This window comes from Sphaerotilus mobilis (assembly GCF_004216565.1).
In the GTDB taxonomy this organism is placed as follows: domain Bacteria; phylum Pseudomonadota; class Gammaproteobacteria; order Burkholderiales; family Burkholderiaceae_C; genus Sphaerotilus; species Sphaerotilus mobilis.
The window spans coordinates 169,011-182,955 of sequence record NZ_SGWV01000009.1 but is presented as its reverse complement, the minus strand read 5'-3'; the positions used below and the strand labels follow the sequence as shown (position 1 = coordinate 182,955).

Sequence of the window (13,945 nt, the reverse complement as noted above, 5' to 3'; positions counted from 1 at the left end):
CCCTGCTCCAGCCCTGTCCGGGTGGGTATCGCGCCAGCGGCGCCTCAGCGTGGCATGAGCTGCAGCCAGCTTGGCAGCGCGGTGGCCAGGCCGGGTAGCCAAGAGATCGCCAGCGTGCCCAGGAAGATCGCCAGCAGCGAGGGCAGCACCGAACGCGCCACCGTGCCGATCGGCTTGCCGAACATCGCCGAGGCGAAGTAGATGTTCATGCCGGCCGGCGGACACAGGAAACCCAGCTCCATGCTGGCCAGGAAGATGATGCCGAAGTGCACCGGGTCGATGCCGTAGCTGAGCGCGACCGGCAGCAGCAGCGGCACCAGCACGACGAGCGCGGCATAGATCTCCATCAGCGCGCCAGCGGCGAACAGGAAGACGTTGAGGGCCAGCAGGAACATCCACTTCTCGGGAATCGTCGCCTGCACCCATTCGATCGCGGCGTCCGGGATGCCGGCGTCGACCAGGTAGTTGGTCAGCCCCAGCGCCATGCCCAGGATCAGCATCACGCCGCCGATCACCTGGGTGCCGTCGCTCAGGCAGCCGGCCAGCCGGCGCGTGTCCAGCTCGCGGTGTGCCCAGGCCTGCGTCAGCACGGCGTAGGCGGCGGTCAGCGCCGCGCTCTCGGTCGGTGTGGCGATGCCGCTGACCAGCGAGCCGATCGCCACCACCGGCGCCAGCAGCTCCCAGCGAGCAGCCCAGAGCGCCGTGCGGATGGCGCGGCCACGTTCGCCGGGTGCATGGGCCGGTGTCGGCGCCAGTCCCGGCGTGCGGCGCAGGAAGCCGCCAAACACCAGCAGGAAGCCGACCATCACGACGGCGGGCACGACGCCGGCCAGGAACATCGTGTTGATCGGCACCCGCGCGATCACCGCGTAGAGGATCAGCGGCACCGACGGCGCCAGCAGCACGCCCAGCGCGCTGGCGCTGGTCACCAGGCCGATGCCGCGGTCTTCCGGATAGCCCGCCTGACGCAGCAGGGGCAGCAGCAGGCCGCCCAGCGCCAGGATGGTCACGCCACTGCCGCCGGTCAGCGCGGTGAAGAAGGAACACAACACGGCCGCCGCCAGCACGGTGCCGGTCACGCCGGAGCCGAACAGCGCGACAAACAGCGTGCCCAGCCGCTGCGAGGCCCCCGTGCGCGCGAACACCAGCCCGGCCAGCGTGAACAGCGGCAGCGCCGGCAAGGACGGGTTGACAGTGATCTGGTAGTGCGACAGCGGCACCGAGGCCAGCGGCGCGCCCTCGTTCCAGAACAGCGCCAGCGCCAGGCCACCGAGCACGCTGAACACCGGCGCGCCGGCCAACAGCAGGGCGACCAGCGCGAGCACCGCCGGCAGCAGCGGCAGGCTGGCGCCGTCAAAGGATGCGGCCAGCGCGGCGCCCGCCAGCGGCGCGAGCACCGCCACGGCCAGCCGGGCCGGCAGAGGCGTTAGAACCGGCAGCGCGCGCGCGGCGAGCTTCAGGCCGATCAGCGCGAAGCCGACCGGCATCGTCATCTGCACCCAGGCCACCGGCAGGCCATAGGCCAGGGTCAGCCCGGCGTCCAGCTCGCTGGCGACGAACTGCCAGCTGGCCCAGCCCAGCACGCCACACAAGGCCGCCGATCCGGTCTGCGCGACGACCTTGAGCGCGGCCTGCCAGCGCGCGCCACCCAGGCCGCCCAGGCCGCCGCCCAGGGTCGTCAGGTGCCCACCGCGCTCGGCGGCCAGCGCACCGGCCATCGCCAGCACCAGGCCCAGGTGCTGGACCAGCACCGGCGCGTTGGCGATGCCACTGCCGTGCAACGGGCGCAGCGCGATCTCGATCAGCGGGATCGCCATCATCAGCAGCAGCGCCAGGCCGGCCAGCACCTCGTCGAAGCGGCCTATTGCTTGCCAGTCGCGCCAGCTGCGCCAGCCGCTGTGTGCCCCTGCGGCGCTCACCGGGTCTTGCCCGCCGGGGCGCTGGCGCGGTAGGCCTTGAGCAGCGCGAAGACCTCGTCGAAGGTGGCCGCATCGACCAGCGTGCCGCGGATGCGCGGGTAGAGCTGCTCGGCCAGCGCGGTCCATTCCTTCAGCTGCTCGGGGCTGGGGCGGTTGACGGTCAAGCCGCGCTTCTTCATGGCGTCGACCGCCTCGTCGACCTCGCGACGGGCTTGTGCGCGCAGTTGCACGCCGGCCTTCTCGCCCGCGTTGCGCAGGGCGGTTTGGGCCTCGGGTGTCATCTCGTCCCAGGCCTTGCGGGTAACGACCAGCGCACCGACGATCGGCGCCCAGTTGATCTCCAGCATGTTCGGTGCGCTCGCGTAGATCTGGCTTGCCAGCGCAAAGTAGGGCGTCGAGGGCACCACGCCTATCATCCCGGTCTGGATCGCCGGCAGGATGTCGTTGGTCTCCAGGGGCACCGGCGTGTAGCCCAGGCTCTTCATGATCTCCTGCTGGGCCGGCTCGCTCCCCCAGGCGAAGAACTTCATGCGCTGGAAGTCGGTCGGACGAAAGGCCGGCTCCTTCGAGAAGAAGCGCACCCACCCGGCGTCGCCCCAGGCGAGCACGACGAAGCCGCGGTCGAGGAACTTGCGCTCCATCGTCGCGCGCATCTTCTCGCGCACATGGTCGACCTCTTCCCAGCTGCGGAAGGCCAGCGGCAGGGACTGCAGCGCGGCGATCGAGGGTTCGATCTCCTGCAGCCCCACCACCGACATCAATGCGCCCTGCAACTGGCCGATCCGCATGCGGCGGGCCATTTCGGCCTCGCCGCCCTGGCTGCCGTCCGGAAAGACCAGGAACTTGCCCGCGCCGCCTTGGGCCGCCCGCCATGCTTCGCCGATCTCCAGCAGCTGGCGGTGATAGAGCGAGTTCTTGGGCACCAGCGTGCCGATGCGCAGCGGCTTGGGGTCGGCGGCGAGGGCGGTGCCGTTGCTGCCGACCAGACCGGCCAGCAGGGTGAGGACGAGCAGGGCGGGGCGCAGGCGGTGGCGCAGGACGGCGGTCATGGTGGCTTTCGGGGAACGGGGTGTGCGCGACCAGCGGCCGCGTCAGAACAGGTCGTCGACACGACCCAGCAGCCAGCGGGCACGCGCTTCGAGCACGCGGTTGGCCAGGTCGGCGCCGCCGGGAATGGCATCGGGCGCGGCCCGGCGGGCCTCGGCGTCGGCCTGCCGCGCGGCGTCCAGCGCCCGCTGCAGGTCGGCGACGTAGCCGTCGCGGTCGCCGGCCGGCTGGGCGATCAGCTCGGCGCGGGCCAGCCAGGCGCCGGCCGGGTGGTGGCGGCTCACGCGCAGGGCGTGCGCCAGATAGGCCTCGGTCTGTTGCCGGCTGCCGCCGGGGCGGGCGGACTCGAACTGCGCCATCAGCACGGCCAGCGCGCCGTCGCCGTGGTCAGGAGCGGCCTGCCAGGCGAGGTTCGCCAGCCGGATCGCCTGGGGCAGGTCGGCGACGATGTCCGGGTGGTCCTTGGACAGCGAGATCTGCCCGCCCCAAGCGGCGGCGGCCCAGTAGGCGAGGCCGGCCAGCGAAGGATCCAGACGCAGCGTGGCGGCGCCAGATGCCGGTGCGGCCAAGGTCGCGATCAGACCCGGCTGGCGGCGTTCGAGCGTAGCCAGCGCGTGGCGCCGGGCGCGCAGGTAGAGCCGGGCGGCGCGTTCGCGCAGGGCCTGGGCGGCGCGGGCGTCTTGCTCGTCCAGGCGCTCGGCCTCGCTGGCGACGAAGGCGTAGGCGTACTGCGTGTAGCCGCCGGCGACCGCCTCGGCCAGCGCGGCATGTTCAGGGGTCTGGCGCAGCACGGATTCCGACAGCTTCAGGTAGAAGGCCGCCGCCTCGCGCGCCAACTGCGGATCGTCTTCGGATGCGGCGCCCTGGGTGGCCAGCTCATCGGCCAGGCTGCGCACGACCAAGTGGCGCGGCGAACAGGCCGCCAGCAGCGTGACCAGGCACAGCAGCAGCAGGGGCAGCGCCCGGCGGGGCCCGGCAGCGGATCGGTCGAGGAAGGACAAGGCAGGACACCCAGAGCGGCACAGCGCCAGACCGGCCGCAATCTAGGCGCTCATCGTGTAGCGACGGTGACACCGTGGCGTGCCGACATCGCCAGGTCTGCAGGGATGGTCCTGCTGCGGCGATCGGCGTCTGCCGTCAGGATCGTGGCGCGGTCCGGTGCGGACCGCGCGCAGCGCCAGCAACGACCCAGGAGACAGACGATGAAGTTCGAGACCCTTGCCGTGCACGCGGGCTATCAGCCCGACCCGACCACCAAGGCGGTGGCGGTGCCGATCTACCAGACGGCGGCCTATGCCTTCGACAGCGCCCAACATGGCGCCGACCTGTTCGACCTGAAGGTGCAGGGCAACATCTACACGCGCATCATGAACCCGACCCAGGGCGTGCTGGAGGCGCGGGTCGCCGCGCTCGAAGGCGGCATCGCCGCGCTGGCGCTGGCGTCCGGCCAGGCGGCGGTGACCTATGCGATCCAGACGATCGCCGAGGCCGGCGACAACATCGTCTCGTCCACCGCGCTGTACGGCGGCACCTACAACCTGTTCGCCCACACGCTGCCGCAGTACGGCATCCAGACCCGCTTCGCCGACCACCGCGACCCGGCCAGCTTCGAGCCGCTGATCGATGCGCGCACCAAGGCGATCTACGTCGAGTCGCTCGGCAACCCGCAAGGCAATGTCACCGACATCGCCGCGCTGGCCGAGATCGCGCATCGCCACGGCGTGCCGCTGATCGTCGACAACACGGTGCCCAGCCCCTATCTGTGCCGGCCGTTTGAACATGGCGCGGACATCGTCGTGCACTCGCTGACCAAGTACCTGGGCGGCCACGGCAATTCCATCGGCGGGGCCATCGTCGACTCGGGCAAGTTCCCCTGGGCCGAACACAAGGAACGCTTCAAGCGCCTCAACGAGCCGGACGTCAGCTACCACGGCGTCGTCTACACCGAGGCGCTCGGGGCGGCGGCCTACATCGGCCGGGCCCGCGTGGTCCCGCTGCGCAACATGGGCGCGGCGATCTCGCCGTTCAACGCCTTCCTGATCCTGCAGGGCATCGAGACGCTGCCGCTGCGCATGGACCGCATCTGCGACAACGCGCTGGCCGTGGCGCGACACCTGCAGCAACACGCCCAGGTCGGCTGGGTCAACTTCGCCGGTCTGCCCGAGCACCCGGACCATGCGCTGGCGCAGTCGTTGATGGGCGGGCGGGCGTCGGGCCTGCTGACCTTTGGCGTCAAGGGCGGCCGGGCGGCTGGCGAGCGTTTCCTGGACGCCCTGCAGCTGTTCACCCGGCTGGTCAACATCGGCGACTGCAAGTCGCTGGCGACACATCCGGCCTCGACCACGCACCGCCAGCTCTCGCCGGACGAACTGGCCCGCTCCGGTGTCGGCGAGGACACGGTGCGCCTGTGCGTCGGCGTCGAGCACATCGACGACCTGATCGAGGATCTGGACCGGGCGCTGGCGGCGTCGGCCTGAGTCGCCGGGCTCAGTCGGCCGGGCGTCCCTGGTGCAGCCGCTGCGCCAGTGGCAGCCGCTCGCGCAGCCAGCCCAGCCGGTCGACCAGCGTCGGGTGGGTCTGGACCAGGCCGCGTCGCGGCTCGCCCTGGGCAGCGGCGCGTTCGAGGAAGGCGAGCTGGCGCTGCGGCTCATGGCCGGCGGCGGCGGCCAGCAGCAGTCCCAGCTCGTCGGCCTCGCGCTCGCCCTGCTGCATCACCGGCTCCATGGCCTTGAGCAGGCCGAGGTTGTGGTCGATCTCGACATAGATGTCGGCCACCGTGCGCGGCACCTGGCGCGGCAGCAGCATGCGGGCAAAGGTCAGGGCCTGGCGCTCATGTTCGAGGATGCTGTGCGCCATCTCGTGCGCGAGCACGAAGGCGAGGGCGTCCTCGTTCGGCACGGCCTCGTCGATGAAGTGTTCCGAGACGATCACATGGCCACCGGGCAGCGCCATGGCCTCGACCGACGCGCTGCGCAACACCGTCAACTGCCAGTTGAGCCCAGCGGCTTGCGGGGCTTCCTCGCGCACCTGGGTCATCAGGCGGTCAAAGACCCGCGTCAGCATCTCGCAATGCCGTTGGCAGCCCAGCTGGTCACGCCGCCGGGCGTCATCGATCAGCACGGTGGCGGTGTCGCGCGTGGCGTGGTCGATCTCCTCGGCCGACCAGGCGAGACCCACCGGTGGATCGGCCAAGCGGGGTTGTGCGGCGCTGGCGGGGTCCGTGATGGCTGCGCAGCAGACGGCGGCGGTGCTCAGGCACAGGCCGCCGCGACGGCGGATCCAGTCGACGATCGTTCGAGCCCACGCGGCCATGGCACTGCCCTCCTGGTTCAGGCCAGCATAGGCAGGTGACAGCTTGATGACCACCCGTCGATCGGGTGTTGGATGGCCAGGATCCGTGCCGGGTTGGACAGTTGGGCCGGAAAAACAAAAAACCCCTGTCAGGCCTAAGCCCGACAGGGGTTGTGTGCACCGAGGACCGGCTGGGCCGGACTCAGCGCGGCTGCATCACTGCAGCTTGATCTCGACGTCCACGCCAGCCGGCAGGTCCAGCTTCATCAGCGCGTCGACGGTCTTGTCCGTCGGGTCGACGATGTCCATCAGGCGCTGGTGGGTGCGGATCTCGAACTGGTCGCGCGAGGTCTTGTTGACGTGCGGCGAACGCAGGATGTCGAAGCGCTGCATGCGGGTCGGCAGCGGCACGGGGCCCTTGACGATCGCGCCGGTGCGCTTGGCCGTGTCGACGATTTCCAGAGCCGATTGGTCGATCAGCTTGTAATCGAAGGCCTTCAGGCGGATGCGGATCTTTTGCTTTTGCATGGTGATTCCTTAAAGAGCAGGGTGGCCTTGCGGCCGCCGATACAGGACGCCGGCCGACCCGCTGGGGATCGTCCGGCGGCCATGCAAAGACTTACTCGATGATCTTGGCAACGACGCCGGCGCCGACGGTGCGGCCGCCTTCACGGATGGCGAAGCGCAGGCCTTCTTCCATCGCGATCGGGGCGATCAGCTTGACGGTGATCGACACGTTGTCGCCGGGCATGACCATTTCCTTGTCCTTCGGCAGCTCGATCGAGCCGGTCACGTCGGTCGTGCGGAAATAGAACTGCGGGCGGTAGTTGTTGAAGAACGGCGTGTGGCGGCCGCCTTCTTCCTTGCTCAGCACGTAGACCTCACCCGTGAAGTGCGTGTGCGGCTTGATCGAAGCCGGCTTGCACAGCACTTGGCCGCGCTGCACGTCTTCGCGCTTGGTACCGCGCAGCAGGATGCCGACGTTGTCGCCAGCCTGGCCCTGGTCCAGCAGCTTGCGGAACATTTCCACGCCGGTGCAGGTGGTCTTCTGGGTGTCGCGGATGCCGACGATCTCGATTTCCTCGCCGACCTTGACGATGCCGCGCTCGATACGGCCCGTCACCACGGTGCCGCGGCCCGAGATCGAGAACACGTCTTCAACCGGCATCAGGAAGGCGCCGTCCACGGCGCGCTCGGGCGTCGGGATGTAGCTGTCCAGCGCATCGGCCAGCTTCATGATGGCCTGCTCGCCCAGCTCGCCCGTGTCGCCTTCCAGCGCCAGCTTGGCCGAACCCTTGACGATCGGGGTGTCGTCGCCGGGGAAGTCGTACTTGCTCAGCAGCTCGCGGACTTCCATTTCCACCAGCTCCAGCAGCTCGGCGTCGTCCACCATGTCGGCCTTGTTCAGGAAGACGATGATGTAAGGCACGCCCACCTGGCGGCTCAGCAGGATGTGCTCGCGGGTCTGGGGCATCGGGCCGTCAGCGGCCGAGCACACCAGGATCGCGCCGTCCATCTGCGCCGCACCCGTGATCATGTTCTTGACGTAGTCGGCGTGTCCCGGGCAGTCCACGTGCGCGTAGTGACGGTTGGCCGTCTCGTACTCGACGTGCGCGGTGTTGATCGTGATGCCGCGGGCCTTTTCTTCGGGCGCTGCATCGATCTGGTCGTAGGCCTTGGCGGTGCCGCCAAACTTCTTCGACAGCACGGTCGTGATCGCTGCGGTCAGCGTGGTCTTGCCGTGGTCGACGTGGCCGATGGTGCCGACGTTGACGTGCGGCTTGGTCCGTTCAAACTTTTCTTTAGACATGTCAGATTCCTGATCAAAGAACAATGCCCGTGGGCGGTTTTAGGTCTCTCGCGGCGCTGTGGATCCCCCGGGCACGGGCAATCGGAGGCTGGCGCTGCGGAGACCGCACGAAGTGCGGCCGCCCGTCTCAGGCGGCCGCGGGTACTGCTTACTTGGCGCGAGCGGTGATGATCGCTTCGGACACGTTGCGCGGGGCTTCGGAGTAGTGCTTGAACTCCATCGTGTACGTCGCGCGGCCCTGGGTGGCCGAACGCAGCGAGGTCGAGTAGCCGAACATTTCCGACAGCGGAACCTCGGCCTTGATGACCTTGCCACCGCCCGGGATGTCGTCCATGCCCTGGACCATGCCGCGGCGGCTGGACAGGTCGCCCATCACCGTGCCGGCGTAGTCTTCAGGCGTCTCGACTTCCACGGCCATCATCGGCTCGAGGATGACCGGGCTGGCCTTGCGGCAGCCGTCCTTGAAGCCGATCGAAGCCGCCATCTTGAAGGCGTTTTCGTTCGAGTCCACGTCGTGGTACGAACCGAAGGTCAGCGTCACCTTGACGTCGACGATCGGGAAGCCGGCCAGCACGCCGTTGGGCAGCGTGTCGATCAGGCCCTTCTCGACGGCGGGGATGAACTCGCGCGGCACCACGCCGCCCTTGATCGCGTCGACGAACTCGAAGCCCTTGCCGGCTTCCTGCGGTTCGACGGTCAGCACGACGTGGCCGTACTGGCCCTTGCCGCCCGACTGGCGAACGAACTTGCCTTCGACTTCCGTGACCTTCGAGCGGATGGTCTCGCGGTAGGCGACCTGCGGCTTGCCGACGTTGGCTTCCACGCCGAACTCGCGCTTCATGCGGTCGACGATGATTTCCAGGTGCAGCTCGCCCATGCCCGAGATGATGGTCTGGCCAGACTCTTCGTCGGTGCGCACGCGGAACGACGGATCTTCAGCAGCCAGGCGACCCAGCGCGATGCCCATCTTTTCCTGGTCAGCCTTGGTCTTCGGCTCGACGGCCTGCGAGATCACCGGCTCCGGGAAGACCATCTTTTCCAGCGTGATGATGGCGTCCGGATCGCACAGGGTCTCGCCCGTGGTCACGTCCTTCAGGCCCACGCAGGCGGCGATGTCACCGGCCAGAATTTCCTTGATTTCTTCACGCTGGTTGGCGTGCATCTGCAGGATGCGGCCGATGCGTTCCTTCTTGCCCTTGATCGGGTTGAAGACGGAAGCGCCCGAAGCCAGCACGCCCGAATAGACGCGCACGAAGGTCAGCTGGCCGACGAACGGGTCGGTCATCAGCTTGAAGGCCAGCGCGGCGAACTTCTCGCTGTCGTCTGCGCGGCGGGTGGTTTCCTGCTCGTCGTCGTCCGTGCCCTTGACCGGGGGGATGTCCACCGGCGAAGGCAGGAAGTCGATCACGGCGTCGAGCATGCGCTGCACGCCCTTGTTCTTGAACGCGGTGCCGCAGAGCATCGGCTGGATCTCGGTCGCGATCGTGCGCTGACGGATCGCCAGCTTGATCTCTTCCTCGGTCAGCTCGCCGCTTTCCAGGTACTTGTTCATCAGCTCTTCGCTGGACTCGGCGGCGGCCTCGATCATGCTTTCGCGCCACTTCTGCGCTTCGGCCACGAGTTCGGCGGGGATGTCCTGATAGTCGAACTTCATGCCCTGGGACGCTTCGTCCCAGAAGATGGCCTTCATCTTGATCAGGTCCACGACGCCCTTGAAGTTCTCTTCGGCGCCGATGGGGATCACGATGGGCACGGGGTTCGCCTTCAGGCGCGTCTTCATCTGGTCGACGACCTTGAAGAAGTTCGCGCCGGTGCGGTCCATCTTGTTGACGAACGCGAGGCGGGGAACCTTGTACTTGTTGGCCTGGCGCCAGACGGTTTCCGACTGGGGCTGCACGCCACCCACGGCGCAATAGACCATGCACGCGCCGTCAAGCACGCGCATCGAACGCTCGACCTCGATCGTGAAGTCGACGTGTCCGGGGGTGTCGATGATGTTGAAACGGTGCTCGGGGTAGGACAGGTCCATGCCCTTCCAGAAGCAGGTCGTCGCGGCCGACGTGATCGTGATGCCGCGCTCCTGTTCCTGCTCCATCCAGTCCATCGTGGCCGCGCCATCGTGGACTTCACCGATCTTGTGGTTCACACCCGTGTAGAACAGGATGCGCTCGGTGGTGGTGGTCTTGCCGGCGTCGATGTGGGCCGAGATACCGATGTTGCGGTACCGCTCGATGGGGGTCTGGCGAGCCATGTGTCACTCCAAATACGAAGGCCGCCCTGGCCGGTCGATCGGACCGGATGGGGCAGCCGGGGGGTTCAAGGTCGGGTTGACCGGATCAGAAACGGAAGTGCGAGAACGCCTTGTTGGCTTCGGCCATGCGGTGCACTTCGTCGCGCTTCTTCATCGCGCCACCACGGCCTTCGCAGGCTTCGAGCAGCTCGTTGGCGAGGCGCTGGGCCATCGACTTCTCGCTGCGCTTGCGGGCCGATTCCTTCAGCCAGCGCATGGCCAAGGCCATCCGGCGGATGGGGCGAACTTCCACGGGAACTTGGTAGTTCGCACCACCGACACGGCGGGACTTCACTTCGACCATGGGCTTCACGTTGTTCAGCGCGGTCAGGAAGATCTCCATCGGATCCTTGCCGGCCTTCTTCTCGACCTGCTCGAGCGCACCGTAGATGATGCGTTCGGCGACGGCCTTCTTGCCCGATTCCATGATCACGTTCATGAACTTGGACAGGTCCACCGAACCGAACTTCGGGTCCGGGAGGATCTCGCGCTTCGGTACTTCGCGACGACGTGGCATTTCTATTCCTTTCGAGGCTTCAGCGGGTTGCTGCGGTGCGCGTCCTGCGCCCCTGCTGCCACCGAGATGTCACTCACAAGCCTGGACATCCGCTTACTCGACAGACACGCCCCAATGGGTCGGCTGCCGCTGGTTCCGTCGGGCGCCTATCGTGACGATGCGGCGTGACGGGATGATGATCAGACGATCACTTCTTCGGGCGCTTGGCGCCGTACTTGGAACGCGACTGCTTGCGATCCTTGACGCCTTGCAGGTCGAGCGAACCGCGCACGATGTGATAGCGCACACCCGGCAAGTCCTTGACACGGCCGCCGCGCACGAGCACGACGCTGTGTTCCTGCAGGTTGTGGCCTTCACCGCCGATGTACGAGATGACCTCGAAACCGTTGGTCAGGCGCACCTTGGCGACCTTCCGGAGCGCCGAGTTCGGCTTCTTCGGGGTCGTGGTGTACACGCGGGTGCAGACGCCGCGTCGCTGCGGGCAGTTCTGCATCGCAGGTGACTTGGATTTCGTGGGCTCGACCTCACGGCCGTGGCGCACGAGCTGATTGATGGTTGGCATGGGTAACTTGTTCCCGTTTGAAGTTACGTGGTGGTTCTTCTCGCGCGGTGCCCGGGTCTCGACCAGCAGAAAAGCCTGCGTGCGGCTCATGGCCGTCGCAGGCTTCGGGGCATGGCCCTGGCTTCTGGTGTCGCGTCCCCGTTCGGTCTGGCTGGATGCACCCAAGGATTTGTAGCCAAGGATGTGTAGCCAGTTGTCGTCCATGGACCGAGCGAAAAGCTCGCGATTATAGGGGGCTGCTCAAAAACGTGGCAAGGCGGAGCGCCCGGACGGCCGAGCGGCGGGGCGTCCTCTAGAGTGGGGACATGAACGAGCCCGTGCTGCCACCGTCCGCTGACCTGCGATTTCCGTCGATCGAGGCCTTGCGTGCCTTCGAGGCCGCTGCGCGGCTGGGCAGCTTTGAGCGGGCGGCTGACGAACTTGCCGTCACCGCCAGCGCCGTCAGCAAGCGCATCGCGACGCTGGAGGACCTGCTCGGCGCGGCCTTGCTCTCGCGCGGTGGGCGAGCGCTCACCTTGACCGCGCTGGGCAAGGAATACCTCGGCCAGGTGCGCGCCGCGCTCGGCCTGCTGGCGGCCGTGCCGCTGCATCAGCGGGCCCGACAGCGCCGGCGCACGCTGCGGGTCAGCGCGCCGCCGACCTTCTCGCGCCATGTGCTGGTGCCGGCCTTGCCAGCCTGGACCGCCATGCATCCGGAGGTCGAGCTGGAGGTGGTGCTGTCCATTCCCTATCTGCAGGACGGCGCCGGGGTCGAAGCCGATGTCGAGGTCCGCCACGGCCCGCTTGGCTCGCCGGGCATGGCCTTGCTGATGGACGAGGCGGTGCTGCCGGCCGCCAGCCCGGCGCTGATCGAGCGCCACGGCCGGCCGCGCCTGCCCGCCGATCTGGCGGGCTGGCCGCTGCTGCGCACCCCGGTCGAGCCGTGGCAGCCCTGGTTCCGCGCGGCCGGGCTGGACTGGCCCGAGCCCGTCGACGGCCCGCGCCTGGTCGACCTGGGCCTGACGCTCGAAGCCGCGCTCGGTGGCCAGGGCGTCGCGCTGGTGCGGCCGTCGCTGGCACGCGGCTGGCTGCAGCGGGGCGAACTGTGTGCGCTGTTCGACCTGCCGGCTCGGCCGGCGCAGCAGTACCAGGTCCGCATCCGGTCGGGCGACCTCGCCGCTGCCGCCTTTGCCGACTGGCTGGCGAGCGTCTGCGAGGCGGCTGTCGCGCAAGGCCACGCCGCGCTTTCCGGTCGCGCCTGAATTTCTTTCCGGCGACCTGGGCGGGGCGCTCGCTAGCATCGCGGCGCCTGCTGCCCATCCCACATCAAACACCCGAGGAGACCCGCCATGCCCGTGATCACCAACATCGAGGACCTGCGCGTGCTGGCCGAGAAACGCGTGCCGCGCATGTTCTACGACTACGCCGATTCGGGCTCGTGGACCGAGGGCACCTACCGCGACAACGAGAGCGCGTTTGCCCGCATCAAGCTGCGTCAGCGCGTGGCGGTGAACATGGAGAACCGCAGCACCGCCGTCGAGATGATCGGCCAGGCCGCGAAGATGCCTGTGGCGATCGCCCCGGTTGGCCTGACCGGCATGCAGCACGCCGACGGCGAGATCCATGCCGCGCGGGCGGCCGAGAAGTTCGGCATCCCGTTCACGCTGTCGACGATGAGCATCTGCTCGATCGAGGACATCGCCGAGCACACCACCGCGCCCTTCTGGTTCCAGCTCTACATGATGCGTGACCGCGAGGCGATGGCCCGCATGATCGACCGCTGCAAGGCCGCGAAGTGCAGCGCGCTGGTGCTGACGCTGGACCTGCAGGTGATCGGCCAGCGTCACAAGGACCTGAAGAACGGCCTGACCGCACCGCCGCGGCCCACGCTGGCCAACATCGTCAACCTGATGACTAAGCCGCGTTGGTGCCTGGGCATGGCCGGCACGCGCCGCCACACCTTCCGCAACCTGGTCGGCCATGTGCAGGGTGTCAGCGACATGCGCTCGTTGTCGGCCTGGACCAACGAGCAGTTCGACCCGCGCCTGTCCTGGGCCGATGTGGCCTGGGTCAAGGAGCGCTGGGGCGGCAAGCTCATCCTCAAGGGGATCATGGAGGTCGAGGACGCCGTGCTGGCCGCGCAGGCCGGTGCCGATGCCATCGTGGTCAGCAACCACGGCGGTCGCCAGCTCGACGGTGCGCCGGCCAGCCTGGATGCGCTGCCGGCCATCGTCGACGCGGTGGGTTCGAAGGTCGAGGTCTGGATGGACGGCGGCATCCGCAGCGGCCAGGACGTGCTCAAGGCCTGGGCCCTGGGCGCACGCGGCACGATGATCGGCCGCGCCATGGTCTACGGCCTGGGCGCCATGGGCGAGGCCGGCGTCAGCAAGGCGCTGCAGATCCTGCACAAGGAACTCGACGTGACCATGGCCTTCTGCGGCCACACCAAGCTGGTCAACGTCGACCGCTCGATCCTGGTGCCGGGCACCTACCCGGTGGCGCCGCGCGACTGAGCCCGCTGCGACGCCAT

At 68.2% G+C, this 13,945-nt stretch carries 12 protein-coding genes; 3 read left to right on the top strand and 9 right to left on the bottom strand.

Translation table 11 applies throughout. From position 1 onward, the window contains the following. Positions 1 to 44: 44 nt before the first annotated feature. The 3 genes from EV685_RS10060 to EV685_RS10050 are packed head-to-tail and all read right to left on the bottom strand — an operon-like array spanning position 45 to position 3,967. Positions 45 to 1,919: a TRAP transporter large permease gene (locus EV685_RS10060; protein WP_207224816.1), complete on the bottom strand. Its 1,875-nt coding sequence runs from the start codon at positions 1,917 to 1,919 to the stop codon at positions 45 to 47. Further along, positions 1,916 to 2,968 (bottom strand): TRAP transporter substrate-binding protein, encoded by a 1,053-nt coding sequence (locus tag EV685_RS10055; protein ID WP_130481891.1) that lies wholly within the window; start codon positions 2,966 to 2,968, stop codon positions 1,916 to 1,918. Before EV685_RS10055 ends, EV685_RS10060 begins: the two co-directional genes overlap by 4 nt. Positions 2,969 to 3,010: 42 nt before the next feature. Beyond that, positions 3,011 to 3,967: a TRAP transporter TatT component family protein gene (locus EV685_RS10050; RefSeq protein WP_165396766.1), complete on the bottom strand. Its 957-nt coding sequence runs from the start codon at positions 3,965 to 3,967 to the stop codon at positions 3,011 to 3,013. A 201-nt stretch (positions 3,968 to 4,168) separates the two neighbouring features. Between EV685_RS10050 and EV685_RS10045 the strand changes: the two genes are divergently transcribed. After that, positions 4,169 to 5,443, top strand: a complete 1,275-nt coding sequence (locus EV685_RS10045) for an O-acetylhomoserine aminocarboxypropyltransferase/cysteine synthase family protein (RefSeq protein ID WP_130481889.1) — start codon at positions 4,169 to 4,171, stop codon at positions 5,441 to 5,443. A gap of 10 nt (positions 5,444 to 5,453) precedes the next feature. Here the strand turns inward: EV685_RS10045 and EV685_RS10040 are convergent, their stop codons facing one another. The 6 genes from EV685_RS10040 to rpsL all read right to left on the bottom strand — a co-directional run bounded on the left by EV685_RS10040 (position 5,454) and on the right by rpsL (position 11,436). Continuing rightward, entirely contained in the window at positions 5,454 to 6,278 is an 825-nt protein-coding gene (locus EV685_RS10040) for a M48 family metalloprotease (protein WP_130481888.1), read from the bottom strand. Positions 6,279 to 6,473: 195 nt separating this feature from the next. After that, positions 6,474 to 6,785, bottom strand: a complete 312-nt coding sequence (gene rpsJ, locus EV685_RS10035; RefSeq protein WP_019561663.1) for a 30S ribosomal protein S10 — start codon at positions 6,783 to 6,785, stop codon at positions 6,474 to 6,476. Positions 6,786 to 6,876: 91 nt separating this feature from the next. Then, on the bottom strand, positions 6,877 to 8,067 hold the full coding sequence (gene tuf / locus EV685_RS10030; RefSeq protein WP_130481887.1) for an elongation factor Tu: 1,191 nt from the start codon (positions 8,065 to 8,067) through the stop codon (positions 6,877 to 6,879). Positions 8,068 to 8,215: 148 nt separating this feature from the next. Continuing rightward, positions 8,216 to 10,318: an elongation factor G gene (gene fusA / locus EV685_RS10025; protein ID WP_130481886.1), complete on the bottom strand. Its 2,103-nt coding sequence runs from the start codon at positions 10,316 to 10,318 to the stop codon at positions 8,216 to 8,218. 85 nt (positions 10,319 to 10,403) lie between these two features. Further along, positions 10,404 to 10,874, bottom strand: coding sequence for a 30S ribosomal protein S7 (gene rpsG / locus EV685_RS10020; RefSeq protein ID WP_130481885.1), 471 nt, complete (start codon positions 10,872 to 10,874; stop codon positions 10,404 to 10,406). Positions 10,875 to 11,061: 187 nt separating this feature from the next. Further along, a complete protein-coding gene (rpsL, locus tag EV685_RS10015; RefSeq protein ID WP_130482345.1) occupies positions 11,062 to 11,436 on the bottom strand; it encodes a 30S ribosomal protein S12 in 375 nt (124 codons plus the stop codon). A 305-nt stretch (positions 11,437 to 11,741) separates the two neighbouring features. Here rpsL and EV685_RS10010 point away from each other — a divergent pair, with 305 nt between their 5' ends. After that, a complete protein-coding gene (locus tag EV685_RS10010) occupies positions 11,742 to 12,677 on the top strand; it encodes a LysR substrate-binding domain-containing protein (RefSeq protein ID WP_130481884.1) in 936 nt (311 codons plus the stop codon). Between the two features lie 87 nt (positions 12,678 to 12,764). After that, positions 12,765 to 13,928 (top strand): alpha-hydroxy acid oxidase, encoded by a 1,164-nt coding sequence (locus EV685_RS10005; RefSeq protein WP_130481883.1) that lies wholly within the window; start codon positions 12,765 to 12,767, stop codon positions 13,926 to 13,928. Positions 13,929 to 13,945: the final 17 nt, after the last annotated feature.

Excerpts from the sequence above, each read along its gene's own strand:
- rpsJ (WP_019561663.1), bottom strand. The coding sequence starts at position 6,785 with ATGCAAAAGCAAAAGATCCGCATCCGCCTGAAGGCCTTCGATTACAAG.
- rpsG (WP_130481885.1), bottom strand. The coding sequence starts at position 10,874 with ATGCCACGTCGTCGCGAAGTACCGAAGCGCGAGATCCTCCCGGACCCG.
- EV685_RS10010 (WP_130481884.1), top strand. The coding sequence starts at position 11,742 with ATGAACGAGCCCGTGCTGCCACCGTCCGCTGACCTGCGATTTCCGTCG.
- fusA (WP_130481886.1), bottom strand. The coding sequence starts at position 10,318 with ATGGCTCGCCAGACCCCCATCGAGCGGTACCGCAACATCGGTATCTCG.
- EV685_RS10040 (WP_130481888.1), bottom strand. The coding sequence starts at position 6,278 with ATGGCCGCGTGGGCTCGAACGATCGTCGACTGGATCCGCCGTCGCGGC.
- EV685_RS10005 (WP_130481883.1), top strand. The coding sequence starts at position 12,765 with ATGCCCGTGATCACCAACATCGAGGACCTGCGCGTGCTGGCCGAGAAA.
- tuf (WP_130481887.1), bottom strand. The coding sequence starts at position 8,067 with ATGTCTAAAGAAAAGTTTGAACGGACCAAGCCGCACGTCAACGTCGGC.
- EV685_RS10045 (WP_130481889.1), top strand. The coding sequence starts at position 4,169 with ATGAAGTTCGAGACCCTTGCCGTGCACGCGGGCTATCAGCCCGACCCG.
- EV685_RS10055 (WP_130481891.1), bottom strand. The coding sequence starts at position 2,968 with ATGACCGCCGTCCTGCGCCACCGCCTGCGCCCCGCCCTGCTCGTCCTC.
- rpsL (WP_130482345.1), bottom strand. The coding sequence starts at position 11,436 with ATGCCAACCATCAATCAGCTCGTGCGCCACGGCCGTGAGGTCGAGCCC.